13 protein-coding genes are annotated in these 26,576 nt (G+C 44.7%); 9 read left to right on the top strand and 4 right to left on the bottom strand.

Going from position 1 to position 26,576, the window contains the following annotated elements:
• Window positions 1–262 precede the first annotated feature (262 nt).
• From R7O03_RS00240 to R7O03_RS00225, 4 genes are all read left to right on the top strand, one after another.
• Window positions 263–1,267 (top strand): response regulator, encoded by a 1,005-nt coding sequence (locus R7O03_RS00240; RefSeq protein ID WP_005373466.1) that lies wholly within the window; start codon window positions 263–265, stop codon window positions 1,265–1,267.
• Entirely contained in the window at window positions 1,267–1,704 is a 438-nt protein-coding gene (locus tag R7O03_RS00235; protein WP_005373463.1) for a PAS domain-containing protein, read from the top strand. The genes R7O03_RS00240 and R7O03_RS00235 overlap by 1 nt, the downstream gene beginning before the upstream one ends.
• An 86-nt stretch (window positions 1,705–1,790) precedes the next feature.
• The gene (locus R7O03_RS00230; RefSeq protein WP_206225650.1) at window positions 1,791–3,332 is read left to right on the top strand and encodes an NAD(P)H-hydrate dehydratase; all 1,542 of its coding nucleotides are present in this window, start codon (window positions 1,791–1,793) and stop codon (window positions 3,330–3,332) included.
• Window positions 3,333–3,768: 436 nt separating this feature from the next.
• Window positions 3,769–4,812: a GMP reductase gene (locus tag R7O03_RS00225; RefSeq protein ID WP_005373458.1), complete on the top strand. Its 1,044-nt coding sequence runs from the start codon at window positions 3,769–3,771 to the stop codon at window positions 4,810–4,812.
• Between the two features lie 146 nt (window positions 4,813–4,958).
• Here R7O03_RS00225 and R7O03_RS00220 read toward each other — a convergent pair whose 3' ends face one another.
• From R7O03_RS00220 to R7O03_RS00210, 3 genes are all read right to left on the bottom strand, one after another.
• Entirely contained in the window at window positions 4,959–6,248 is a 1,290-nt protein-coding gene (locus R7O03_RS00220) for a linear amide C-N hydrolase (RefSeq protein WP_017635214.1), read from the bottom strand.
• Window positions 6,249–6,687: 439 nt separating this feature from the next.
• Window positions 6,688–7,014 carry a hypothetical protein gene (locus tag R7O03_RS00215; RefSeq protein WP_005373454.1) on the bottom strand — a complete coding sequence of 109 codons (327 nt, stop codon included), beginning with the start codon at window positions 7,012–7,014 and terminating at the stop codon, window positions 6,688–6,690.
• 87 nt (window positions 7,015–7,101) lie between these two features.
• Window positions 7,102–8,793 (bottom strand): FAD-binding oxidoreductase, encoded by a 1,692-nt coding sequence (locus R7O03_RS00210; RefSeq protein WP_005373452.1) that lies wholly within the window; start codon window positions 8,791–8,793, stop codon window positions 7,102–7,104.
• Window positions 8,794–9,076: 283 nt separating this feature from the next.
• On the opposite strand from R7O03_RS00210, the gene R7O03_RS00205 reads away from it, so the two are divergent.
• Complete coding sequence (locus R7O03_RS00205; protein ID WP_005373450.1) at window positions 9,077–9,550, top strand: DUF1842 domain-containing protein; 474 nt, start codon at window positions 9,077–9,079, stop codon at window positions 9,548–9,550.
• A gap of 134 nt (window positions 9,551–9,684) precedes the next feature.
• On the opposite strand, the gene R7O03_RS00200 is transcribed toward R7O03_RS00205, so the two are convergent.
• A complete protein-coding gene (locus tag R7O03_RS00200) occupies window positions 9,685–12,858 on the bottom strand; it encodes an AAA family ATPase (protein ID WP_262631800.1) in 3,174 nt (1,057 codons plus the stop codon).
• A gap of 867 nt (window positions 12,859–13,725) precedes the next feature.
• On the opposite strand from R7O03_RS00200, the gene R7O03_RS00195 reads away from it, so the two are divergent.
• The 4 genes from R7O03_RS00195 (at window position 13,726) to R7O03_RS00180 (ending at window position 26,493) form a co-directional block, all read left to right on the top strand.
• A complete protein-coding gene (locus R7O03_RS00195) occupies window positions 13,726–15,024 on the top strand; it encodes a hypothetical protein (protein WP_053307255.1) in 1,299 nt (432 codons plus the stop codon).
• A 7-nt stretch (window positions 15,025–15,031) separates the two neighbouring features.
• Window positions 15,032–15,979, top strand: a complete 948-nt coding sequence (locus tag R7O03_RS00190; RefSeq protein ID WP_224721233.1) for a formyltransferase family protein — start codon at window positions 15,032–15,034, stop codon at window positions 15,977–15,979.
• 146 nt (window positions 15,980–16,125) lie between these two features.
• Window positions 16,126–16,740 carry a phage tail protein gene (locus tag R7O03_RS00185; protein WP_262634895.1) on the top strand — a complete coding sequence of 205 codons (615 nt, stop codon included), beginning with the start codon at window positions 16,126–16,128 and terminating at the stop codon, window positions 16,738–16,740.
• A gap of 120 nt (window positions 16,741–16,860) precedes the next feature.
• Entirely contained in the window at window positions 16,861–26,493 is a 9,633-nt protein-coding gene (locus tag R7O03_RS00180; protein ID WP_318131263.1) for an Ig-like domain-containing protein, read from the top strand.
• The last annotated feature ends 83 nt before the right edge of the window (window positions 26,494–26,576 follow it).

Here is a 26,576-nt window from a genome sequence, read left to right as displayed (position 1 = left end):
AAATTCGAGCAAAAATGGGCTTTGGATGTTAGCTGCAACTTTTTGCTTACTTTGGGTGGAGGAGTTTTACCCATGTTTGTTTTATGTCACTAAACAGCGAATGTGATGCTTGCTTTTTAGTCATTTTGTTCACTCATTCATTCATATTGCGTATGCTTATTGAATAATAAAGAAATAAAAAACTCGTCAGTTTTCTCGTATTACATGCTGTAACAATCTGTTAGACTCCGGCGCAGATTGTGGAATATAAAAAGGTGATTGAATGTCTTTTCCCGTACTCATCTGTGATGATTCAGCGTTAGCACGCAAACAGATGGCGAGATCACTACCAGCCACATTGAATGCCGATATTACGTTTGCTATCCACGGAAAAAACGCGCTAGAAGAACTCGAAAAAAACGAGTTTAAATTGATGTTTCTTGATTTGACCATGCCAGAAATGGATGGCTTTGAAACACTAGAGCACATGCAACGGTTGGGGGATAAAACTCCGGTGGTTGTTGTGTCGGGGGATATCCAACCTAAAGCGAAAGAGCGCGTGTTCGCACTGGGTGCAAAAGCGTTTATTCAAAAACCGATCGCCAAAGATGAACTCAAGAAGGCGCTTAAAGAGTTGGTCGAGCCAGAACCTCGTCCTCAAATTATCACGCCTGTCTCTATTGAGTTACCGATTTTACGTCGTCGCGATATTTACATGGAAGTGGCTAACGTTTCAATTGGTCGAGCAGCCGATGCATTGGCGCGTCACTTTGATGTGTTTGTGCAACTACCTCTGCCGAACGTCAATATCTTTGAAGTGAGCGAACTTCACATGGCCCTACGCGACTTGGCGTCGCATGACAACGTATCGGGTGTTTGTCAGGGATTTTGTGGCGAAGGTATTGCTGGCGAAGCGCTAGTGATTTTGAGTGATTCAAGCGTATCTGATCTCAAAAAGTTGATGAAAGTACCAGCAGACAGCGAAGAGCTAGAAGAGCTTGAGCTGCTAATGGATATTTCTAATATTTTGGTGGGGTCGTTCTTAAATGGTTTAGGCGAGCAGTCTGAAGTCCGATTCTTCCAAAGTCCACCAGTACTCCTTGGTCAGCATATCTCAATTGACTCGATCATTGAATCTACAACTGGAGCATTCAGCCGCACGATGACATTCGAAGTGAGCTACAACATTGAAGGAACGTCGATTCGTTGTGACTTGTTGTTTATGTTTGTGGATGAATCCTTGCCGCTGCTTGATAACAAACTGTCTTATCTAATGGAGGAGTTCTAATGTTGAATATGCCAGCAGAGTTTGAACAATTCCATTGGATGGTGGATATGGTACAAAACGTTGACATGGGCTTAGTGGTCATTGATCGAGATTACAATGTACAGGTCTGGAATGGGTTTATGACTCATCACAGTGGTTTGCAGTCTCATGATGCGATAGGTCGTTCTATATTTGATATCTTCCCTGAAATCCCACAGGAGTGGTTTAAATTAAAAACAAAACCAGTGTATGACCTAGGCTGTCGCAGCTTCATCACATGGCGACAACGACCTTACTTATTCTGCTGTCGCAATGTTCGACCAGTTACGCAGCAAGCGGAGTTTATGTACCAGAATGTTACGTTGAACCCAATGCGCACACCGACTGGAAAAATCAACTCGTTGTTTTTGTCTATACAAGACGCGACGGCTGAAGCTCTGATGTCTCAGAATCAATAGCGATAAAAAACTTTCTCAAAAGCCAAGGTCCGCCTTGGCTTTTTTGTATACTTATAATTGTGTTTCCCAATGCGTAGAACGTGAATATGGACTTTAATCTCGCCCTAAAACTCTACACCGCAGAGCAAGTAAAAAACGGTGAAACGCTGGCTGCGCAAATGGCTGGTGTTTCTATGTATAGCTTAATGCAACGCGCTGGTATGGCCGTGTATGAGCGCTTTTTACATCTGTATCCTAAATCAAAAAATATCTTAGTGATTTGCGGTAAAGGGAATAACGGTGGCGATGGTTACGTATTTGCATCTCTTGCGAAACAAGCTCAACTCAATGTACATGTTTTCCAAATTGGTGATGTATCTGTGCTAAAAGGTGATGCTTTGCGCGCATACCAAGACTGGCAGTCAATCGACGGTGTTAACAATGATTGGGATGAATGGAATACCGCATTGCTAGAAGCAGATGTGATCATCGATGCCATGTTAGGCACTGGTTTAAGCGGTGAGGTTCGTTCGGAGCATCGTCGCTATATTGACCAAATTAATCAAATTCATACCCCTGTGATTGCAGTCGACGTTCCTTCTGGTCTGTGTGCTAATACAGGTGCAGTTTTAGGTGATGCTATTCGTGCCGAGCATACTGTAACCTTCATTGGGGTTAAGCAAGGCTTATGCACTGGACAAGCGAGAGATCGAGTTGGCGAGCTCTACTTTTGTGGTTTAGGCGTCAATACTAAGTTTGATACTATCGAAGTAGAAAGTGCATTAGGTATTGATCATCAGGTTGTTTCAAGATTAATGCCCAAGCCAAATCCAACGGTCCATAAAGGTGACAACGGGAAGTTGCTTTGTGTTGGTGGCAATCAAGGGATGTCTGGGGCGATTCGTTTATGTTCCTCCGCAGCGATTAGAGCCGGAGCGGGTTTAACTGCCGCAATTACTCACACGAGTAGCCTTATTCCACTGCAGGTTGGTTGCCCAGAAGTAATGAGCCAGAGCATCACCACTGACTTGCTCAGGGATACTGAGAACGACTTAACTAAACGCATACGCTGGGCTGACGTATTAGTGTTTGGTCCTGGCTTTGGAGATGATGAGTGGGCTTATCAAGCCTATCAATATCTGGCTCAAGAGCAGAAACCTAAAGTTGTTGATGCTGATGGCCTCAATATTCTAGCGATGCTGAGCCAGCGATGCGATGGCACTCTAGTGTGCGACAACCATCGAGTGATCACGCCGCATCCTGGAGAGGCAGCTCGACTACTAAATGTAACCATTCAACAAATAGAAAGTGACCGATACTCTGCTGCAAGACAACTGCAAGAGCGTTATGGCGGTGTAGTGGTTTTAAAAGGCGCGGGGACGCTTATTTACGATGGAACGAGAATGTACGTCTGTCTAGCGGGTAACGCCGGAATGGCGACGGGGGGAATGGGAGATGTGTTATCTGGAGTCATTGGTGCATTACTAGCCAAAGGTTTAGCAATTTCTGTTGCCGCACGTTTAGGTGTGGTACTTCACAGTCATGCTGCTGATATAAACGTGAGTCAGAATGGTCAAATTGGTCTTTTGGCAAGTGATGTCGTTAGCACTCTTCGTACCGCTATCACCCAAGAGCTCTATCGAAATTAATTAGATTTCATGCATTGCTGAGAAAATTGGTCGATTTTTTTGAGTACTTTTTTACGAATTAGCAGGGCATCTTAGTATTAGGTGATTGAGTTTTAGGCAGATTTGAGAGGTGATGCGTTTTAATTTTTAAGATATGACGCAAAGGTTTGCGCAATGGGTTAACTTAAGTGCTTTCTCAAGTTGTTGATAGTTATAAATAATAAGAGGTTTTGGTGACTTGGGGAGCGTTTTTGATATGCGATTTTCGAGATGGTATCACAAAAAAAATTCAAATATCAGACTTGTAGGAAATAAATCACAGCCTATAATGCTGAAAACCGGAGCGTCTGCCAACGCTCCGGTTTTTTTGTGTCCGAAGAACAGTGAACTCGTCTGCCAACGAAATCACTACGCACTCTGAAATGACACATATACATATGAATCAAGGAATTACACAATGCGTATCGAACAAGAACTTAAGTTAGGTTTTAAAGATGTACTGTTTCGCCCGAAACGTTCTACCCTTAAGAGCCGTTCTCAAGTAAATTTAACCCGCGATTTTACATTCAAGCATAGTGGTCGTCAATGGTCTGGTGTGCCAGTAATCGCAGCAAACATGGATTCGGTTGGTAGCTTTGCAATGGCTAAAGCGCTGGCTGAGCATGGTGTAATGACCGCTGTTCACAAACATTACACGGTAGAAGATTGGGCTGAGTTTGCTAAATCAGCAGATAAAGTAACCATGAATAACGTTATGGTGTCTACGGGAACATCTGACGCAGACTTCCAAAAAACCAAAGACATCATGGCACTTTCAGATGAATTTATTTTCATTTGTATCGACATTGCAAATGGTTACTCAGAGCATTTGGTCGAGTATGTTGAACGCGTGCGAGCAGAGTTCCCAGACAAGGTCATTTCTGCAGGCAACGTGGTTACTGGTGATATGTGTGAAGAGCTAATCCTAGCTGGTGCAGACATCGTTAAAGTGGGTATCGGCCCAGGCTCAGTTTGTACAACTCGTGTAAAAACGGGTGTTGGTTACCCGCAGCTTTCTGCAATCATCGAGTGTGGCGATGCAGCGCACGGCCTTGGTGGCATGATCGTCGGTGACGGTGGTTGTTCTTGTGCGGGTGACGTAGCGAAAGCATTCGGTGGTGGCGCGGATTTCGTAATGCTAGGCGGGATGCTAGCGGGTCACGAAGAGTCAGGCGGCGAAGTGATCGAGAAAGACGGCGAGAAGTTCATGAAATTCTATGGCATGTCGTCGAAGAGCGCGATGGATAAGCACTCAGGTGGTGTCGCTGGCTACCGTGCGGCCGAAGGTAAAACCGTATTATTGCCATACCGTGGTAGCGTTCACGGCACTATTCAAGACATCCTTGGCGGCGTTCGCTCAACTTGTACATACGTGGGTGCAGCAAAGCTTAAAGAGCTAACCAAGCGTACTACATTCATCCGCGTTCAAGAACAAGAGAACAACGTGTTCGGTAAAGAGTAAATCGACTGAATGTAACAAGTGTAAAAGCAACCATACGTTATATCTATAGCAGATAAAACTATACTATATGCAGCTATGAGCCAGAGTGAGATTGATTTCTTACTCTGGCTTTTTGCTTCTCATTTGTTTGCGCTTCAAAATTAACTCTAAGCGATTTTAATAGTTGGTCGAGATTCGACTTGTTCAAACGGTAATGATGTTGTAACTGGCATGAGCTGTAAAACGCTTGAAATCTGACAGTCTCTATTTAACCCAATATAGTCTTTGACATTAGCGACTCGCCAAGTCATGTCTCCGTAAGTACGCAGATAGAACGCGGGTGATTGATGACTGTTATGTCTAATAACGCTCCATTGGGTAATATCACTAAAAAAGACTTCAGGGTTATCGGATGTCTCAAACTCATTCGCCATGATGCCCAAAGGTATATCAACGCGATTAAGTAGCTTTTGTCCGAGTGAGAAGGCTTCGTCGAAGTTAGTTGGTTGTTCGCTTAACTGCTTAATTGCATAGGTTTGTACAAATCGAGACGGCGGTGTTGGGTCGGCGGGTAGACCCATCAAGCCAGCGCCATTGATTGATTGAAGTGGGCCAGGCACTTGGACATGACGTTGCATGGTTGCTTCATTGTTCGGTTCTGGGTTGTAGTTGCGCAAATTGGAAAAATAAGAGAGGTGATTGACATGCCAATGGTAATTTGGGCAGTTAGTCATTACTCCAACGTAGGAGTGGTCCACAACCACTTTATAATCATCAAAGTCGTATTCGGTACATTGATAGCGTGCTTGCTGATTTTCCTCTTTGCTGAACATATCGCTTTCTTTGAATGCTCGATAGATATGCATATTACCGTTAAGAAACTCAATGACGGCACTGTCATTATTTGCATCGTGAATCACGAAATGCTGGTCCAAAGCCATGTTGTCACTCTCTGTTTCACCAGTTGAAATAGTCGAGTTAAACACATAAACGGGGTGGGTGGTGAAGTAGGTCACCATCTCGTCCACAGTATTAAACGTAGACAAGATAAAAGTACCAAACAGGCCGCTGCCTAATGCAAAGGCATCATCAGGGATGTGAGAGGTCGATACATTTTGATTGAGAATGGGCAAGTACAGTGACCCAACAGAAAGGCCAGATTCATTAATGCCATCAGCTGTTAAAAGAGGGTTATTATACCGGGTAATGGCGTTGCAGTGTATGAAGCTCAACTCTCCCTGCCAATTTGCTCGAAACTCACATTCTTTACTGTGACGTTTTGGCGGCTGACCATTGAAAACACGGTCGGCTTTTCCGTCGGAAGTAAAGGTCGTAATTTGGTAAGTTTGTTGGGCTCTAAACCAAATCTCGGTCTGAAGGTTAACTGCAAACTCCATGGTTCTAGCGGATAAGGTTTGGTTGTTGCAACCATAATTGATATTAACATCTGTACACATAGCCATGCTTTCCGTTGTTTATCTTGAATGATGAATATCCAAGAAACCCTCTTAATCAAATGCTTAGAGATTACGTGGATATAGATGAATTGCGCTTTAATAATGGTTTTAGCCATTGAGATAAGCGCATGCTATTAAGTTAAGCATTCAATCAAAAAACGTCAGTAGCAGTTTAGTATCAGTTAAAATTGATATAAAAGAGATGAACTAAAGATATTACTTTACCTTATAATCACATGATACATATTGTTAATATCATTTTGTCTGATTTTATATTGAAATTATTATATATCTTGATGATTTAACGTGAAGGAATAAAAATTACAATATTTAGAATATGATTGAAAATGAAGGTAATTTGCAATTTAAATGCTGAGAAGTGAAACTGCCCGAGAAGTTGTGCAACTGTCTCGGGCGAAGTGATGAATCAGGTGAGCAGCTATAAAGTTTTCTCACAAGAACCGCTAAGTGGTGGAGATATTTTTAAATTATCATTAAAGATTTCTACAACGACGGGGCCTTTATTTTCATCTTTTGCATAGTATGCACAGGACTTGTCCCCAGTATAGGTTTTACCTGCCTTTTTGAAACTGTAATACCAGGAGTCATGGGTAGCGGCACCGGATTCAAAACTAGCAGATTCAGATTGTTCGCCAATATTCAAGTCGAAATGAACCTCCATTTCCGGAGAGTCTTTAAATCTCACATATCCGGTGATTTTATCGTTGGAGTTATTTTTAACGTAAAATGAACCCTTAGTTGTCATAATTTTTCCTCTTTTTTAATTTCTATACGTGATAGAACGGCCAAATGACGTTCTATTAATATATGCTTTTTAAGATGCATATTGATGTTAAATGATGGTCTTATTAGTTCTAAGGTGATTAAACTTATCCTTAGCGTATTTTTCTTTTATACCGATTAAGTCGCGGTAGCTTCGATCAAAATAAACGCTTGTCGGAATTGCCGGATCTTTAAAGCTGATGAAGGCACCATAGGTTCCCGGTATATCAGCTTCTCTGGCTTTATCAATCCAGTCCATGGCTCTGTTTACATCAACAAGTACTGGGTTATTTTGTAGTTCTAGTTTTTGCTTTATCTCTTCATTCCACCAGGTTTGGTATTGGACTGTATATTGACACTGGCGGTAGGGGAAAGATATGTCTTCAAGGTCGTCTGAGTGATGATAAAAACCGCCAGTGATCGCCCCTAAGGTTACGTAACTAAATAGCCCTTGATCGCGGTTTTCTGGCTTTATCAAAGGTGAAGTTAAGCTTTGCAAAAGTGCAGTATAGCCTTCTGGTTTAAGACCTCGCTCTGACACCAATCGCGAAGTGATTTTGTGAGGTGCTGGGGCGTCATAATCGGGAGGGAAAGGAGAACCGTTTTGACACAAAGAATCGCGCCCCCATGTGCTCATCAGGGAGTGATCGTATTTCTTCCCGTCAAAGTCAGTGCCATGTGCTTCATAGACTTGAACTAAATCAGGGAAGCAAGCGCCAAATTGAACGGCTATAAATTGGTGAAGATCTTGTTCTGTTCCTTCCCAGTAGCCATACATGGTGCAGTGATGGCTGATGGTTTCAATATCACAGTGGTTAGATGATTCAGGCAGAGCATCAATTTGCAAGTTGGTGCCAAGAAGTTTAGGCGTATCGAGGCTTTTTATAGCCTGCTCCCAATTTTTTAGCACATCTATGGTAGGGTGCGTTGGTATTGGCTGAAGCATACCGTTGATTTTTGGATAGAGGTTCCACTGAAGCTCGAAGCGGTGGATCTCTTTGGGTAAAGGGAATGTTTTTACGCGTAGCTCGGTAACAATGCCATAGCTCATGCCTCCGCCGCCTCTTAGTGCCCAAAATAGGTGAGGGTTGGACTCTGCTGAGACTTCTGTGATCGTACCATCACCCAATACCACGGTTGCACTCACTAGGTGCTCACAACACATGCCGTATTTTCGCGTCCAAGGGCCCCATCCTCCGCCTTGAATATAGCCAGTCAACCCAACTGTGGCACAGGTTCCATGTGCAATCATTCGATCATGCTCTGCAAGTTTTGGTGTCAGTTGATAGAAGCGATAGCCAGCACCAATGGTGGCAATATTGTCACACAATTGGAAGGTCTTAATTCTGCTCACGTCAATCAAAATGACGTTGTCACCACTGCATTCACCTGCGTGATCATGCCCTCCTGAGCGAACACGAATCGGGAGATTGAATTGAGTTGCTGTTAGATAGGCTTGCTGAACTTCTTGCGTACTTTCGCACATGACAATGACAAAGGGTTGGTGTTGATAGCGAGTATTGAAGATGAGTGACTCGACTTGATATTGGTTCAAACCGGGAACCGGTGAAACCGTGTTTTCAAGAGGTGTCAGTAATCGTTCTTTAGGAAAACCGCACTTATCCATTTTCTGAATAAACAGTTTGGCATTATTGACTGAGATTGAGTACGCGCTAAGTACAGCGAGGCGTTGTATTTGAGGGTTAGGGTGCTGTTCTACCACTTGGTTTTCTTTAGTTCCCTGCATCCATTCATGTTCCATTATTTTTTCCATTTGGCTTATGTATTGAATAGTTGTTCAAATATTAAACCAAATGCATACATTCACCATATCAGTTTGGTATCAGTTGTTCTGTACAAATCGCCAAAAGCATCAGCGAGAGAGCAACAATATCTGGTTGATGAAAAGAACGATCGGCATCTGCGTGACCGTGGATAATTTATGTAGTCAAGTAGATCTGAGCCTAAATTGATACTGAACCAGAATGACGTGTTATCTACATTGAATGGGTCACTAACGACAATAAATTCAGTTGGAGAACACAATGAAAATGGACTCAAAAGAATCACAAGCAATTTTTACTGCTCATTATCAAATTGGTAACGGCTTACCTGGAGGAGTGAGCTTCGATGTTAATCTACTCGTGGCCAGCGAAGACAAATCAATAGTGGGTAAAGGACATATCTTTCAGGCCGTTAACCCACCGTTAAATGTGGTGTCTGATCTCAATGGTAGTTTCAACTATCAATGCACGATGCGTGATTGTCATATCATGGTGACGTTGCAGGGCTACCAGCCTTATCTAGGCATTGCTCCTTTAGGAGCTGATCTTCATAACGTAACGCTCAACCTCCTACTTAATGATGATTGGAAGTCAGGCGTGGCATTCTATCGATATAAAAATAGTTCAGGTAAATGGATTGAAGCAGCAAATCAACGCGTTACTCTACTTTTGCCTGAGCATGTTCCTAGCATCGAGAACTTTAAGGTGGAGCAAAATGATCTTGCGCCAGCATAAATCTCATCAGCGATGACACTGTGCCAAAACACAGATATTCGATGGTTTCGAATATCTGTGTTTGACGAGGTAAATCGAGTAAACACGATGACTTGACGGTGCAATTAATCGACTTTCTTCGTTTATTGAATATTTCATGGTTGAGTAGATGTGGAGAGCCAATGGTCGAGCTCATCAACACTTATTTGAGCCTGATTCAGTTGATGCTTACGCGCGGCCTGATTGAAGTTTAACAACTCAGAGACGGAGCTGGACTGGTCGAGTAAGGCAAGCATCAGATTCGCTTGTTCAATATAAAAATCACCCCATGGATGCGGATCTTCTTGGGTGAAGTTAGACAGCTTATCGCGATATTTTCGAAGTAGCGTAGGCTGCTTATACTGCCACGCTACTTGGATTCCTTGTTGGTAAAAGCGTAAATAGTTATGACCAACACAGGTAGATTCTAGCCAAGCCTCACCAGTGCGCAAAGCGGAAAGGGCCGTTGATTCATCGCCACAAATAAGTGCCTTGGTAGATACGAGCCAAGGACCAATAAAATTGTGTAGCTTATTGATATGAACAAGATCTAGAGCCGTGTCGATGTCCGAAAGGGCTTTCTCCTCTTTTCCCTGATACCAGTGCAATCTTGCACTGGACTCCAAAAGAAAAGCGACAAATCGATGAGCATTAAGCTGTTTTGAAAGTTGTAGAGCGGTCGAGATTTCGTTTTCAGCTTGCACCAAGACATTACGGTCGAGAAAGATCCATGCAGCCGTAAGCCTAGAAACAATTTCTGCTCGGCGGTTTGCCGTGAGATAGGCAAGATTCGAGGCATGCTGAGCCTGTTTTAGTGCTTCGTCAGATTGCAGTTGATAGATCATCACTGTTGCCAGCATGTAGCGATTAGCAGTTTCAATCGAAAGCAACTGATGCTCTTCACACAGTTGCAAACACTCGGTTAAGTGCTCGTATGAGCGAGCCATTTTTCCTTGTGCGTAGGCACAATCACCGAGGCCGCCAAGCGATTTTGCTTTCGCGCGAAAACAGTTTGCTCGTTGACTGTAATCTAATGCAAGTAAATGTTCTTTCTCACATTCGTCTAGCTGCCCAGTGGGGAACAGCATATTACCTCTCATCGAGTGAATTTCACACAAAGATTTATTTAACGTCAGCTTTTCGCACAGGGCTTGGGCTTGGTCTAAAATCGACATCGCTTGTACAAAGTTGTCGGTTAAACGGTAGGGGTTAATGAGGTCTAAATAGTATTGAACACGTTCAGAATCATTTTCTGTGTGATGAATCGCTTGCTCAAGAACCTCAATACTCTCTTTGATGCGTCCCATCGAATACAGGCAGTTTCCTTTCATATTTAGTGCATACGCCATCTGTGCTTTAGGTGACTCTTTAATAGCGTATTCAATAAGAGTCAGTGCTTTTTCAAATTGATAATTGCTCAGGTAATGTTTGGCGGTCTGGTCAAGAACAGTAAATACACCTTCGCCCTTGGCATGATTGATATGGACTGCATATAAGAACCGATCTCGGTTCTCATACCATTTTGCGCAGGCCATGTGTATTTTTGAACACTGTGACTTGTCTATTTGACGGAAAACAGCATTACAAATCAAATCATGATGGAAAAGGTATTGATCGCCATTGAGTTTTACTAAGCCAGCGTCGACTAACTTATCTGGTACGTAGCCGGGAATTCGAGTGATTTCACGCAGTTGCTCCAGTTGAAAGTACTGCCCCAACACAGATGCAGTACAGAGTGCTTGGCGATCTTGGGCTGGAAGTTGAGCTAATTGTATCGAAACTAAATGTTCCAATGACTCCGGAACGTCTTTATCAAACTGAGAACAAAGTAGTGTTTGGCGTAAGTATAGAGGATGGCCTTTCGCAAGCTTTATACAGTCATTGATATGTTTATTCTGTTGGCATGTGATTGAGCAAGCTAACTCGTAAGACTCTTCAGATGATAACTCCCTAAGTTCGATTAGATTCACGTTGGCAAACCAAGATTGTTTGGAACTAAGTCGTTTTTGCTGCCTAAACGTCAGAAAGAGTAAAATATTGGTGTTTGTAATATAAGGTAGCAGTGTCTCAAGAAATGCCAACATTACCTCGTCGGCCCAATGGACATCTTCAACAATAATCAAATGCGGTTTGCTGGTCTGCCGTTGTTGAATTAAGAAAGGGATAGATTGCTCTATCGTTTGTTTCAGCGTTTGGAACTCCATTAAGTTCAGCAGCTGTTTTTCTGATTCGTTGAGTGTTACCCCCATTAACCAATAAAGGCAGAGATGGAAAGAAGAGGGAATTGATGACTCGACAGTCTGCTGACGAATAGAATCATCGGTATCTTCACGAGTAAATGAACAAATTGCCCGAGTGAATATATTTTGAGGGGACAAGAGATCAGCACTGCCATGATTCAGGATTTGAATCTCTGTGGTTAAACACGAAGAACGACTCAAAGACGAAATGACCTGGTTGAGTAGGCTGGTCTTTCCTATCCCTGCGGTACCAGTAATACAATACGTTTGGCCTGCTTCTTGTTTTTGCCATCGCTTGATTCCGCTATTCAATGTTTCTAGTTCAAGTTTACGCCCTACGAAACAGTCAGTATGGTTTTGGTGTAAGGATACAAAATGCCAGTTGTTGAAGTCTGGCTCTCCTATTAGAAAAGGTTTTATTGGTCTGGCACAATTGGACGAGATAAAGCAAGGACAAGCAGCTATTTCTCCCCAAGGGATTTTAACTAGGATTTCATTGATTGGGGTTATCGCATTCGGATGTTCCGATAGCTCAGTGATTCGATGCATGTATTTCACATTGATAAAAGACCGAATCGAAGCCGAAAGAGCAACCTTTAATTGAAGGGCTAGTTGTCGAATTCGCTCAAAAATATATTCGTCCGATTCCTGTAAAGACCAAGTAAGAACAAACGTTCGGTTTTGTATTATGGGTGTAGTGTTTTGGCTGAGAAGTAAGGTTTGCAGAGCCTTTGCGGTCAAATCACACTTTGCTTCGATTGCAAAAATAAAAAAATATGGTGGTGATGAAGATACATTTGTAAATAATGGTTCTGAGGCCCGATCTATTAAAAGGTCCTCTACGGGGACAGAAAAGTATTCCGCGAGATTGGATGCGGTACGATACAGCACATTCGCCCCAGACTCTGCTCGCTTTATAGAAGCAATAGATACGACAAAACCCTGTTGAAAGCATTCTTCCGCCAGTTTTTCTTGGCTCAGTCCTAATTTCTTTCTCAGTTCTTTGAGTCGTAATACGTTGAGTGGAATTCTTCCATCCCTATTTGCCATATTTCACTCCGTTGTAACGTATAGCTTTTCCCAGTAAACCTGAATCGATTGGATATGTTGAGTGAATAAATTTATCTTATTTCACCACATATATAATACTAGTAGTTAAAATGTTATATACGAAAATGAAATGGGCATTTTAATCTTCAAACCACCTTAATTCATTGTTATATTAGTGGTGTTTTTTATTAATAATTTTGATATTTATTTTTGTGAGTTCATGTTTTTCTTAATAAGTTTTTTGAAATATCTTTAAACTTATATCTTTTAAAAGATTGCACACCTTAAACTTATATTGGACTTCATTGAACTTTAAAAATTAAATTCTTTAATTTTAGAGATATAAATTGACAATCTTATTTTTAGTGTTTTTTTTGATCTCTATTCTGGCTAACTGATTTTTTCTAGTCTATAAATCAAATATCGGCAATTTCAAAATAACTGCCGAAAAAATTATTTTAATTTCAATATTATAAATAGTTGGCTTTATACTATGGATATTGGCTTTTTCTGCCTGTTAAAAGGCTTTCATATTACACCACACTTGAGTGCCGCGCTTACCTCTATTAAGGAGACTGCGTGGCTGCCATATGTCAAACGATCTTGCCATCGAGGGGATTGGCAAGCGCTTGCTTTAGAAGAATCACATCGAAAGGCCTATTACCCTAAGTATTTACTACTCTCTGAATTTACAGGATTAGAACTGTTTTTATCTCAATTTTTCTGCCCAATTTTGTCAGTACGGTTTATGAAGTTAGAGCCGGGAGCTGAGATATTGTAACGCGGACCTCTGGCATATGTTTTTCTCAAGTACAGGTGTGTTACATCATTAACTACTGCTACAGCGGCAAGTGAGGTTCATGAATTATGCAAAAAGGCTCATCTATAGAATTCTACCAGCAACGTCCTCAATCTCGTGAGACGGTCGGTGTTGAAGAAGTGCAGCAACAAACTCAACAGTTTGGTTTTGCTGAACCCGAAATGGATGAGCTGCTTAAGTACTCATTACGGACTCAACTTGAGGCTATGCTCCAAAACCAACTCAGCACGGCTGAACGCCAACGGCAACTGAAAGAGAGTTTCGCTGCGGCAGTTGAGCTCGTATTGAAGGAGACGAAAGTTGAGCACCGAACACTGGTGCAAGCCTTTCAGAGCATGTATGGCAACGCTTGCCAATCTCTTTCTCTGGCTAAACTCACTCAAGAGGAACTGACCCGACAGTACATTTCCACGTCTGGGCTGGTGATGTCCCCACTTAACTGTAAACACACCATCAAAGATGTGTACCGAATTAAAGGCTTTGCGTGTGGTATAAACAAAGCTATCCAACATATGCTTGCCAACAAGTCACAGGTTAAAGTGCTTTATCCAGCTTGCGGCCCCTTTGCACCATTGCTGCTGCCTTTACTTGCTCACTACAAACAAAGTGATCGAATTAGCGCAGAGCAGCTTCAGGTGACACTAGTAGATATTCACCCCGGAGCCATTAAAGCACTCAATCAATTGATCGCGGATCTCGATATCGCAGACTACATTGAAGCCTTAGTGGAAGAAGATGCTACCCAATTTTCGCCAACTCAAACGTTTGATCTCCTGATACTTGAAGCGATGCAGCATGGCTTTAGTCGGGAAGGGTTCCTCAGCATCGCGAAACATTTGGTTCAATATTTACATATTCAAGGCGAAATGATCCCCAATCAGGTATCTGTGCGCGCCATGATGGTCATCGGGGAGACGGAATTTAATCAACAATGGGAAAAAGCAGAGTATGCACATTCCAACCATTGCCAGCCGGAAGCGATCGATGATCGAATTGATCTGGGAGAAATTCTTAACGTCAATAAAGCCATGTTGCTCAGAAGCGAGATTTTTGAGCTAGATGGTGGAATAAAAATGCTGCAAGGCAACACCATTGAGCTGCCGAAAGATGTGCCAGATATGGCAAAACGTATCCTCGCCATTTACAGCCATATCGATACTTACGGAGATGCGATGGTCGGACAATACGACTCTGGTATTACCCATCCTAAACCCGACATGACTTTTTATGTGGATGCCAAGCCCAAAGCTGTTGAACACCATTACTTTGAAGCGAAGGGAGGGGATAAGGTCAGTTTCTATTATCAGTTAACCGGATTGCCAGGTTTTGTCGCCACCCATGGATGATTTCGATATGCAGCAAAAATACGTCGTTTTTACAGGAAGTTGTTACGCCTTGCCCATCATTCAGTTGTTGGCACAACAGCATAAATTGGCGGGCGTGGTAGTACCGGAAGGAGAACTAAATCCTGACTTACAGCAGCTACAGAGCTATCTGAGCGCTCAATCGATTCATATTGCTCAGTATACCGCCAATGACAGCAGTGCTTTGATAGCGCAACTCGATGTTTGGCGAGTCACGGATGGCGTTATCTATTTGTTCAGGCACATAGTTCATTCCTCGCTGTGTCAGTTTTTCAACGGAAACTTGTACAACATTCATCCGGGAAAGCTGCCCGAGTATCGAGGCCCGATGCCTCTCTATTGGCAATTAAGAGAGGGTTTAGACACCTTTAGCCTCACCCTGCATCGTCTTGAGGCATCGGCTGATTCCGGCGCTATAGGAATGGAGTTAGAGGTACCATTTCACCCGTTTGAGACCTTAACCAGTGCTCAGCAAAAAGCGTCACAAATGACGGCTAAGCTGATGTATGACTTCCTCATCGCGCAACAAAAGCAAGGGCTGGTTTGGCGTGAACAAGTATCAAACCCCAACGAAGTGGCACGAGCAGTAAACCAACATGATCTGCACCTTCGTTGGAACGTGCAAACGAGTCGCGAAATCGTCAACTTAGTGCGAGCAGGCAATCATGACTTCGGTGGTGCGATGTTGAGCTTGCCAAGTGGTGTAGCCAATGTTTTGCAAGCAAGCGCAATGGAGACTTCTTTAGTCGGTGTAGAGGCGGGGAGAATTCTCGAGATCAGCCCACAACATGGGTTACAAGTGAAAACGTTAGATAGCGCCATATCAATAGATGTTATTGCTACACCGCAAGGCGTGTTTTCGGGTTATCGCTATGCGCAAATGGCTGGGCTAGATGCTGGGATGTCATTGCTCCAGCACGCTTCTGCTTGTGAGTAAATAAATATCTCAATACGGCTCTTTGCGGCAGTGATGAAGCCCGTAACGGTATTTAGTAATGCGAGATTGGAAAGTTTTAACCAACCACACCAATTTCGTTATGGGCTGGTTTTAACTTAAGTGTATACGTTGAAAGGAAGAACAGTATGGCTACAGAACCGTATCTTGGGACACTAACCGCATTTGGTGGCAATTTTGCAATTAGAAATTGGGCAATGTGCTCGGGGCAAATGCAGGCAATTGAAGATAATCCAGCGCTCTTCTCTCTAGTTAGCACTCTATACGGAGGTGACGCCCGAACTACCTTTGGTTTACCTGATTTGCGTGGCCGCAGTCCAGTTGGTGTAGGCACACGACCTGGGGGGATGGATTATCATCAGGGAGAAAGATTGGGTACTGAACTGGTAACTATTGATATAACTCAAATGCCAGCACACTTACATACGGCAATTTTTACCCCTCTTGGCACTTCTGCACCTGCAACAGGCAGGATGCAGGTTGCTACCAATGCTGCAAATACACAGGTACCCGATAGTAATTCGTATATAGCGCAAAACTCTACCCCCGGGTTCTATAAACCGACGTTTCAGCAACCAGATTTGACCGAGATCGAAGGCTTAAGTGTGTCTGGTAGTGGCTCGGGCGGAGGTACTGTAACTGTGACTGAAACAGGCGGTTCAATGCCACTTAATATTCTGAGCCCGGTATTGCCGATTAATTGGTTAATTGCCACTGCGGGAGTATACCCACCGCACAGCTAATCAACCAAGAAAGAATTGGCTGAATCTTTAGCTAATCCTTTCCTATAAAAAAATTAAATATTTAAGTTGATTATGATAACCCGGCCATGTTGATAAGGCCGTCATCTTCAGGAGAGGAAAATGAGATTACATCGTCAGGTTGCGATCGCAATTACAACAGCATGGGTGTTCTCAGCGTTTTTTTCCGGTGGAGCCTGGGCTGCACAGCAAACGATTAACTACTCTAATGGTTCAGGTTCCAATTTTAGTGAGGTGGAGACCGGCGTCACAGGGGGTATGCCCTCAGTCACTCTTACCAATGCAGGTACTGTATCTATGGTATTAGATGCGGGCACTAGCTCGGATGGCACTCCGTTTACTGGCCTAAATGACCTCGGATTTGTAGCTGGTGTTCTTTACTCAAATACCATGATTAATGAGTTCAACAATCGTGGCTTCCGCTTTTTTGAGAAATCAAGTACTAACTTCAGTTTCGACGAAATTACCTATATGCAGGGGTCGGCCCGAGACTCAGATAAAACGTATCAACTTGTGTTAACTGGCTTCTCTAATGATATTCAAACAGTGACCGAAACTGTCACCTTGCCAAAAGGTGGTGAAGCAAACTCAGGGTTACAGGACTTGTTTACCCTGACCCGTGGTACAGATTTTAATGATTCGGCATGGCAGGACGTTGATACAGTGACTATGGCGTTTACCCGAAGTCCGGGTGCTGACTCTCGTTATCTTATCAGAAGTATCAAGATTGATGACGCTGCGGTTTCAGACTCTACCGCGCCTACTTTTGTCAGTGCGAGCTCAACTCCCACTGATGATGCAACCAATGTTTCTGTTAGCAACAACATCGAGATTGCCTTCGATGAAAATATTGAGCTGAAGAGCGGCAATATTACCATTCGTAATGTTACCGACAGTCGCGACTTTGAAGTATTTAATGTTGCCACCGAAAGCGATGGCACAACAACATCACCAGGCGCTGGTCGCATCAGTGTTACCAACAATAAAGTTTACTTAAACCCAACCAGTGATCTGGCAGGGAACCGGACCTACGCCATTCATATTGAATCCAGTGCCGTGGCTGACAGCGCAAATAATAGCTTCGCTGGGATCAGCGATGATGCCACATTTAACTTTACGACAGTCGATACCACGCCAAATGCGCCATCTACACCCGATTTAGATGCTAGTTCGGATACCGGGCCATTAAATACTGATAATATTACCAGTGACACTACACCAACGTTTAGTGGGACTTCTGAGAGTGGATCGATCGTTACTTTATACAGTGATCAAGTCGGTGGAGGTGCAACGGTTATTGGCACAGGCACTGCTACTGGAGGAAACTGGCAGATAACAACCAATGAGTTGGCGTCTGGTATTACACATGCAATAAGTGCTAAAGCGTCTGATAGCGATGATAATGTTAGCTCGGCATCCAACGCGTTAAGTGTCACCATTGATACAATAGCACCATCCGTAGTGAGCATTACCACGCCGATTGAGGCTGACAGTATCGTCAACGCTGCAGAAGACAACGATGTGTTGATCGCTGGCTCCGGCGCGGAAGCAGGCAACAGCGTGACCGTGACTATCACAGACAATAACAGCTCTGTCAGTCGTACGGTGACGGCCGACAACTCAGGCAACTGGACGCTGAGCGGCAGCGAGCTGGATGTCAGTGGCCTGAACAATGGCACCCTGACGGTGTCTGCAACCCAAGCAGATATAGCAGGTAATATCTCCACCGCAGCTAGCCAGAGTGTTACCCTAGACAATGCAGCCCCATCAGCAGTGACCATCACCACGCCGATTGAAACCGATGGTATTGTCAATGCGGCAGAAGACAACGACGTACTGATTGCTGGCTCCGGCGCGGAAGTAGGCAACAGCGTGACCGTGACTATCACGGACAATAACAGTTCTGTCAGTCGTACGGTGACGGCCGATAACTCAGGCAACTGGACGTTGAGCGGCAGTGAGCTTGATGTAAGTGCGTTTAACAACGGCACCCTGACTGTGTCTGCAACCCAAGCAGATATAGCAGGTAATACTTCTACCGCAGCCACCCAGAGTATTACTCTGGACAATGCAGACCCATCTGCTGTAATCATCAATACGCCGATTGAAACTGATGGGGTCGTCAATGCGGCAGAAGACAACGACGTACTGATCGCTGGCTTCAGTGCGGAAGCAGGCAATAGCGTGACCGTGACTATCACGGACAATAACAGCTCTGTCAGCCGTACGGTGACGGCCGACAATTCAGGCAGCTGGACGTTGAGCGGCAGTGAGCTTGATGTCAGTGGCCTGAACAACGGCACACTCATAGTTGCTGTGACGCAATCGGATACGGCGGGTAATACCTCCAGAGTGACCACCCAGAGCATTACCTTAGATAACGCCGCACCATCAGCTGTGACCATCACTACACCGATTGAAACCGATGGTATTGTTAATGCAGTGGAAGATAACGATGTGTTGATTGCTGGCTCCGGCGCGGAAGCAGGCAACAGCGTGACCGTGACTATCACGGATAACAACAGCTCTGTCAGTCGTACAGTGACGACCGACAACTCAGGCAACTGGACGTTGAGCGGCAGCGAGCTGGATATCAGTGGCTTGAGCAATGGCACCCTGACTGTGTCTGCAACCCAAGCTGATATAGCAGGTAATATCTCCACCGTAGCCACCCAGAGCGTAACCCTAGATAACGCAGCGCCATCCGCTGTTACCATTTCCACGCCGATTGCAATCGACGGTATCGTCAATGCGGCAGAAGACAATGATGTGCTGATTGCTGGCTCCGGCGCGGAGGCTGGCAATAGTGTGACCGTGACCATCACGGACAATAACAACTCAGTCAGTCGTACGGTGACGGCCGACAATACCGGGGCTTGGACGACTATTGGCAGTGAGTTTGATGTAAGTGCGTTTAACAACGGCACCCTGACGGTCGCGGCGAGCCAGAGCGATGCGGCGGGCAACACCTCCAGTATAGATAGCACAACAATTACGTTAGATAACGTGAGGCCAACTGTTTCTTTGAGCAGCTCAGACCTTGATTTGATCTCTGGCGAAACGGCGAGTATCACGTTCACCTTAAGTGAGTCCTCAAGTGACTTTACTGAGTCAGATGTCACCGTCACTGGCGGCAGTTTGTCTAACTTTGCGGGCAGCGGTGACAATTACACGGCCACCTTTACGCCGGATAGAGACAGTACAAGTACAGCGACGATTAACGTGGCGGCAGATTTCTTTACCGATGCTGCCGGGAATAGCAACACTGCTGCGCCTCAACTGTCTATAACCGTTGATAGTTTAGTGCCGAGTGTGACTATCTCCAGTGATAAATTGGCGCTGAAAGCGGACGAAACGGCGACCATTACCTTTACCTTAAGTGAAGCGTCGAGCGATTTTACCGAGGCGGATATCACGGTTAGTGGCGGTACTTTGTCTGGTTTTGCTGGCAGTGGTAGCAGCTACACTGCGACCTTTACACCAACGGAAGAGAGTGCGACGAGCGGTACTATTGAAGTTGCCACAGGCACATTTACCGATGCCTCTGGTAACACCAATAGTGCAGCTACACCACTTTCCATCAGCGTCGATACTGTGCTTCCAACCGTTAGTATCACTAGCTCCAGCGCTGCGTTGAAAGCGGGTGAAACGGCAACACTCACGTTTACCTTGAGTGAAGCCGCAACTGATTTTTCCGAAGCCGATGTGACCGTGGCTGGAGGAACTCTTTCTAACTTTGCGGGCAGTAGCGCCAGTTACACGGCTACCTTTACACCTGCAGAAGAAAGCACTGAGGATGCAACTATTGATGTTGCAGCCGAGAAATTTAGCGACGCAGCTGGCAACCTCAATACAGCAGCGACTCAGTTGTTGATCTCAGTGGATACGGGGATCCCGACTGGACATAGCATCAGCATTGATCAGGAGAGCATTAACAAAACCAACGAACAGGCGATGAGCTTTACCTTCGCAGCAGCTGAAGTGAACGCGATGTTCACTTATAGCGTGACCGACGGTACCACGACCATTGACGGCGCTAGTCAAACAATTTCTTCGGAGACCATGCAAGTAACGGGCATTGACGTCACTATTTTGCAAGAGGGGACGTTGACAGTAAGCGTGGTGGTAACCGATGCCGCAGGCAACGCATCTGATGCAGTGACGGATACTGTGACCAAACGCTACGATGTCGCGCCAACGGTAGTTGATGATAGCTTCTCGACTGAGGAAGATACGGCGAAACAATTTAATCTGTTAGCCAACGATTCCGATGTTAATGATGACATGGTCGCTTCTTCTACAACGATTAAAACGCAACCAATTAAAGGTCAGGTGTCGATCAGCAACGGCGTTGTTACCTATACGCCAAATAATAATGAGACAGGCACAGATAGCTTTACCTATACCGTGAAAGATGCCCTGCTGCAGGAGTCGCAAGAGGCGACAGTGACCGTCACTATCATGGCTATAAATGATGCGCCAGTCGCTAAAGCGCTGACCATCAACACCGACGAAGATACCGCAAGCGCAGCAGTCAGCGCGCGTAGTCAAGCGGAGGATGTTGAAGATGGCATCCCAACGGGTGATTTATCGTTAGTTAGTTTGCCTCAAAAAGGACAAGTAGCCATTGATCAAACTGTAGGCACTTTTGTATATACGCCGAATCCGAATGAAAATGGTAGCGATAGCTTTACTTACACGATCGCAGACAGTGAAGGCGGCGTTTCTCTTGCGGCCACGGTCAGCGTCAATATCGGTTCCGTCAATGACTCACCAGTAGCGGAGGAAGACAGTTTTACTTTTGATGAAGATATCACATCGACACTCGATATTTTAAGTAACGACAGTGATATTGAAGATGGGTCATTCACCCCGAGTAGTATTACCCTGCAAGATCTTGGTCAAGGAGAGGGGGTATACAGTTTTGCCACGGTCAGTGTCAATGTCGATGGGACCTTAAAGGTTGTGCCAACAGCGAACGTTAATGGTCAACATAGCTTTACCTACATGCTAACCGATAGTGGTCAAGCAGTCTCAGTGCCTGCAACCGTCACGCTCAATATTACGCCAGTGAATGATGCCCCCGTTGCTGTTGATAACAGTGCACAACTACTAGAGGGAGGCTCCTTCGAGGTCAATGTATTAGGCAATGATAGTGATGCCGATGTTGGAGACAGTTTTGAACTCACTAGTGTCACAGTCGTCGATACGCCAGCACATGGCAGTGTGAACGTGACGGCGTCAGGAGCGATTGTTTACAACCCCAATGAGAACTACTTCGGTGAAGATAGCTTCACCTATACGGTGGCAGACTTAGCAGGTGCTGTATCTAACGCCGCAACAGTGACCATGACAGTAACACCAGTCAACGACGCACCAATGGCGCAAGCACAGTCACAAACGCTTGATGAAGACAATAGTTTGGTGATCACGCTGGTTGGTTCAGATATTGATAACGATGATGACACTCTGCAGTATCTTATCACTGAGCAAGTCAGTCATGGCGTGCTAGAGCAGTTGACCAATAATAGTTGGCGCTATACACCAGAAGCGGACTTCAATGGCTCCGACTTCTTCTTGTTCAAGGTCAACGACGGTGATCTCGACTCGACAGAGGTTCGTGTCGATTTGACGGTTAATGCAGTCAACGATACACCAACCGCGACCGATATCAGTGCTACGGGAGAGGAAGAAATACCGCTGACCATTACTTTAAATGGTAACGATGCAGAAGGCTCATCTTTGAGCTATCAAATTGTAAAATCGCCAGTCAACGGTAATGTTACCGTCACAGGCAATCACGCGGTTTATACGGGTAACAGTAACTTCTTTGGTCAGGACAGTTTCACTTACAGCGTAAGTGACGGAGAACTTACCTCTGGAGTGGCGTTAGTGACCATCACGGTGAATAACGTTAATGACGCGCCAGTGATTACGGGTACCCCATCGGCGCAAGTTGATGAAGATAGTGTGTATCAGTTTGTGCCCGCGGCATTGGACAATGACCCAGCGGATACTCTGACCTACTTGATAGCTAACAAGCCACCTTGGGCTACATTTGACAAGACAACAGGAGCGCTTTCTGGCACGCCAAGTAACCGTTATGTGGGGACTTATCCAGGTATCGTGATTAGCGTATCCGATGGCACTATTTCTTCCTCATTGTCAGCTTTTTCGATTACTGTGACTAACGTTAACGATGCACCCGTTATCTCTGGTTCACCAGCAACACAAGTGAATGAAGACAGCACCTATCTGTTCACGCCACAAGTGTCAGATGTTGACAGCCAAGCCTTCACCTTCAGTATCGTGAACAAGCCATCTTGGGCTAGCTTTGATGCATCAACAGGCACGCTTAGTGGTACACCAGATAATGGTGATGTTGGCAAATATCAGGGCATTGTTATCTCGGTTTCTGATGGTCTCACGACCACAATGCTCAATAGATTCAGTATTGTGGTTAACAATGTCAATGACGCGCCAGTGATCAGTGGCACTCCTGCTCTTACCGTCAACGAAGGCAGTACGTACCGCTTTGCGCTGCAGGCATCGGATGTTGATAGTAGTAGCTTGAGCTTTTCAATCCGCAATAAACCATCATGGGCAACCTTTGATAGAGCAACTGGGTTGCTAAGTGGTACGCCGGAAAATGAGCATGTTGGCAGCACCAATAATATTGTTATTAGTGTCTCAGACGGTGAGCTAAGCACATCTTTAGCAGCGTTTAGCATCACGGTAATCAACGTTAATGATGAGCCAGTGGCGGTTAATGATACCTATGTCTTTACCGAGAGTAACGATGGTAGCTACTTATTGGATGTACTCAGCAACGACAGCGATGTTGATCTAGATACATTACAACTGGAATGGGTTAAACCTACATCTGGAACGGCAACGATTGTGGGCAGTCAAATCCAATTGGTAACGACCTCAATTGGTACAGTGGCAGTGCAATACAGTGTGAAAGATGGTAACGGTGGAAAGGCCACCGCGAAAGCAATCGTGACAATTAAAAGTGCGAAATTGGACGCACCAACAATAGCCGCACCTTCAGATATCGAAGTGAACGCAACTTCGCTCTTTACTAAAGTTGCATTAGGCTCTGCTGTGGCACGAGATAGTACAGGCAAGCTATTACCTGTTTCATTGGTCGACAGCACGACCTTTTTCCGACCTGGAACTAATACGGTCTATTGGCGCACTCAAGACTCTGATGGAAACGTCGCTGAAGCTAGTCAAACGGTAACAGTGTATCCACTGATAAGTATCTCCAAAGATGCGCAAACCACGGAAGGCACCAATCATAGCGTATCGATACACCTTAACGGTCCTTCGCCGAGCTACCCAGTAATCATACCTTATACGGTTTCAGGAAGCACGGACAGTGATGACCACACGCTCACCTCTGGTGAAGTGGTGATACCTAGTGGTACCGAAGGCAAACTTTCGTTCGAACTACTTAATGATGGACAAAATGAGGGCGTTGAAACCTTAGTGATTGATCTGGACAGCACCCTTAATCTAGGTAGTAAGCGTCGTTACACCTTGACAATCTTTGAAGAGAATGTGGCTCCGAAGGTCACGGTAAGTGTATCTCAGGCGGGGGAGCAGCGGAGCCAAATTGAAAATGGTGTTGAACCGGTCACAATCACGAGCAGTGTTAGTGATGCCAATATGTCCGATATACACAGTTTCAGATGGAGTAGTGATAGCGATGTACTTAACCAAGCGATTGCGGGGCAGATGTACAGCGAAACATTGACTTTCTCTCCGCAATTACTGAGTTCAGCGATTTACAATTTGCAATTGACAGTTACTGACAATGGCACTCCACCATTATCAGTGACACGGAATGTCTATTTAGAAGTGGTACAAACATTGGCGGAGCTCGGGAGTGAAGACAGTGATGGCGACTTAATCCCGGATGATCAAGAAGGTCATAATGATAGTGATGGTGATGGTATCCCTGATTATCTTGATGCAATTTCTGACTGTAACGTAATTCAACAGGTTGTGTCAGAAAAAGATCGCTTCCTCATTGAGGGGCAGCCAGGTGTCTGTTTACGCAAAGGAATAACCATTCTGACTAACGCAACAGGAGGAGCTTTATTGCTGGATGAGGAGCTTCCTAAAGATATCAACATGAAGAGCATAGGGGGAATCTTTGATTTTGTAGTAACTAATTTGCCGCTGCCCGGCCAAAGCTATCAATTAGTTTTGCCTCAGCGTTTACCTGTTCCAGCAAATGCAGTGTACCGAAAGTATAACGCTGAACAGGGGTGGATAGACTTTATTGAGGATGCTCAAAACACGGTTTCTTCTAGTGCTGGCGAGGCTGGTTATTGTCCGCCACCAGGGCACAGTTCATGGTCACAGGGTCTGACTGAAGGTGACTGGTGTGTACAACTTACCATTGAAGACGGTGGTCCGAACGATGATGACGGATTGGCTAATGGCAGTGTCGTTGACCCTGGCGTCGTTGCCGCTCGTGTAAGCAATAATACACTCCCTCAAGCGATTGACGACAATGCGTTTGTTAGTCTCAATGGTACGGTGACGATCGATGTATTGAGCAATGATGCTGATGCTGATGGTGATGGGCTGAAGGTAAGTCGCGCTTCTGTAGATATTGGTAGTGTTAGTGTGGTTGATAACAAACTAAGTTATGTCACTCAACCACAGTACTACGGGGAGGCTTTGATCACTTATAGCGTAACGGATGGTAATGGTGGAACGGGATCGGCGAAGGTGACGGTAAATGTGGTAAACAGTCAGAATCCGAATGCGGTGGACGATAATATTACCACCGATGATCGTACCCCTGTCACGGTTTATGTCCTTGCTAACGATACCGATCCGGATAACGACACATTGAAGTTGGTTTCAGTCCAAGCGCAGTATGGGCAGGCGGTCATGAATGCAGATCAGAGCGTGACCTATACCCCTACCTCAGGGTTTGAAGGCAATGATGTGTTGACATATATCATTCAGGATAGCCAAGGCCTGCAAGACGCGGGGAAAGTTATAGTGACCGTTAAGTTGGTAAGAGATGTAAAGGTTGAAAATACTTCAGCAGGATCATTGGGTGGCATGGTGTTGATGCTTTTGATTTTGTTAGGAGCCATGCAACGTTATGGAAGAAACAGTGCTTTAGCACTAATTGCTGTGTTTAGTTTTAGTAGTCAAGCGGGTTGGTATGTTGATGTTCAAATGGGGTCAAGCCATGCAGATGAGCGTGATGCTGTTAAAGGTGATAACGTAATCTCTACTGACAACACCGGGCTCTATCGCTCTGTCGGGTTTGGATATACTTTTTCTGAGCAATGGTCTGGAACTATTCGTTATATTGATATGGGTGAAGGTAGTGCTACATTGCGTAGTGCTACTACTTCACCAGAAGACTATCACGCCAATGTCGCATCGATAGCACCACTCCTTGTTAAGGGCATGGGCTTCGACATCGGTTATAAGTTCTGGCAATACAATTCATGGTCCGCAAAACTGAGTTTGGGGGGCTTGTTCTGGGAAACCGATATTGAAAGTACGTATCAAGGCAGCAAGATAACGACGGAAGTGGATGGTTTTGATGGATATATTGGTGCAGAAGTTGGCTACAACCTCTCAGATAATTGGGAGATCGGTGTCCAAGGCGCTCGTTATTTTTTACATGAAAATGATGTTGATATAATTGCGCTACAACTTCGTTATTTTTTTGAGCCGTTAGCAGCGTATTAACTTATGGTTTGGTATTTTTCGATAATTTATATCCCAATTGCTCATGAAGCGGTATGGTAAATCACTGGAGATTAATGTCGTGA

The sequence above is a fragment of the Vibrio sp. Vb2960 genome (genome assembly GCF_033337665.1).
Taxonomy (GTDB): domain Bacteria; phylum Pseudomonadota; class Gammaproteobacteria; order Enterobacterales; family Vibrionaceae; genus Vibrio; species Vibrio alginolyticus.
Note: the sequence above shows the minus strand (reverse complement) of the source record. Positions and strands in the feature narration are given on the sequence as shown.

Bases quoted from the DNA above. Each gene is read 5' to 3' on its own strand.
- R7O03_RS00240 (WP_005373466.1), top strand. From the start codon at position 263: ATGTCTTTTCCCGTACTCATCTGTGATGATTCAGCGTTAGCACGCAAA.
- R7O03_RS00235 (WP_005373463.1), top strand. From the start codon at position 1,267: ATGTTGAATATGCCAGCAGAGTTTGAACAATTCCATTGGATGGTGGAT.
- R7O03_RS00230 (WP_206225650.1), top strand. From the start codon at position 1,791: ATGGACTTTAATCTCGCCCTAAAACTCTACACCGCAGAGCAAGTAAAA.
- R7O03_RS00225 (WP_005373458.1), top strand. From the start codon at position 3,769: ATGCGTATCGAACAAGAACTTAAGTTAGGTTTTAAAGATGTACTGTTT.
- R7O03_RS00220 (WP_017635214.1), bottom strand. From the start codon at position 6,248: ATGTGTACAGATGTTAATATCAATTATGGTTGCAACAACCAAACCTTA.
- R7O03_RS00215 (WP_005373454.1), bottom strand. From the start codon at position 7,014: ATGACAACTAAGGGTTCATTTTACGTTAAAAATAACTCCAACGATAAA.
- R7O03_RS00210 (WP_005373452.1), bottom strand. From the start codon at position 8,793: ATGGAACATGAATGGATGCAGGGAACTAAAGAAAACCAAGTGGTAGAA.
- R7O03_RS00205 (WP_005373450.1), top strand. From the start codon at position 9,077: ATGAAAATGGACTCAAAAGAATCACAAGCAATTTTTACTGCTCATTAT.
- R7O03_RS00200 (WP_262631800.1), bottom strand. From the start codon at position 12,858: ATGGCAAATAGGGATGGAAGAATTCCACTCAACGTATTACGACTCAAA.
- R7O03_RS00195 (WP_053307255.1), top strand. From the start codon at position 13,726: ATGCAAAAAGGCTCATCTATAGAATTCTACCAGCAACGTCCTCAATCT.
- R7O03_RS00190 (WP_224721233.1), top strand. From the start codon at position 15,032: ATGCAGCAAAAATACGTCGTTTTTACAGGAAGTTGTTACGCCTTGCCC.
- R7O03_RS00185 (WP_262634895.1), top strand. From the start codon at position 16,126: ATGGCTACAGAACCGTATCTTGGGACACTAACCGCATTTGGTGGCAAT.
- R7O03_RS00180 (WP_318131263.1), top strand. From the start codon at position 16,861: ATGAGATTACATCGTCAGGTTGCGATCGCAATTACAACAGCATGGGTG.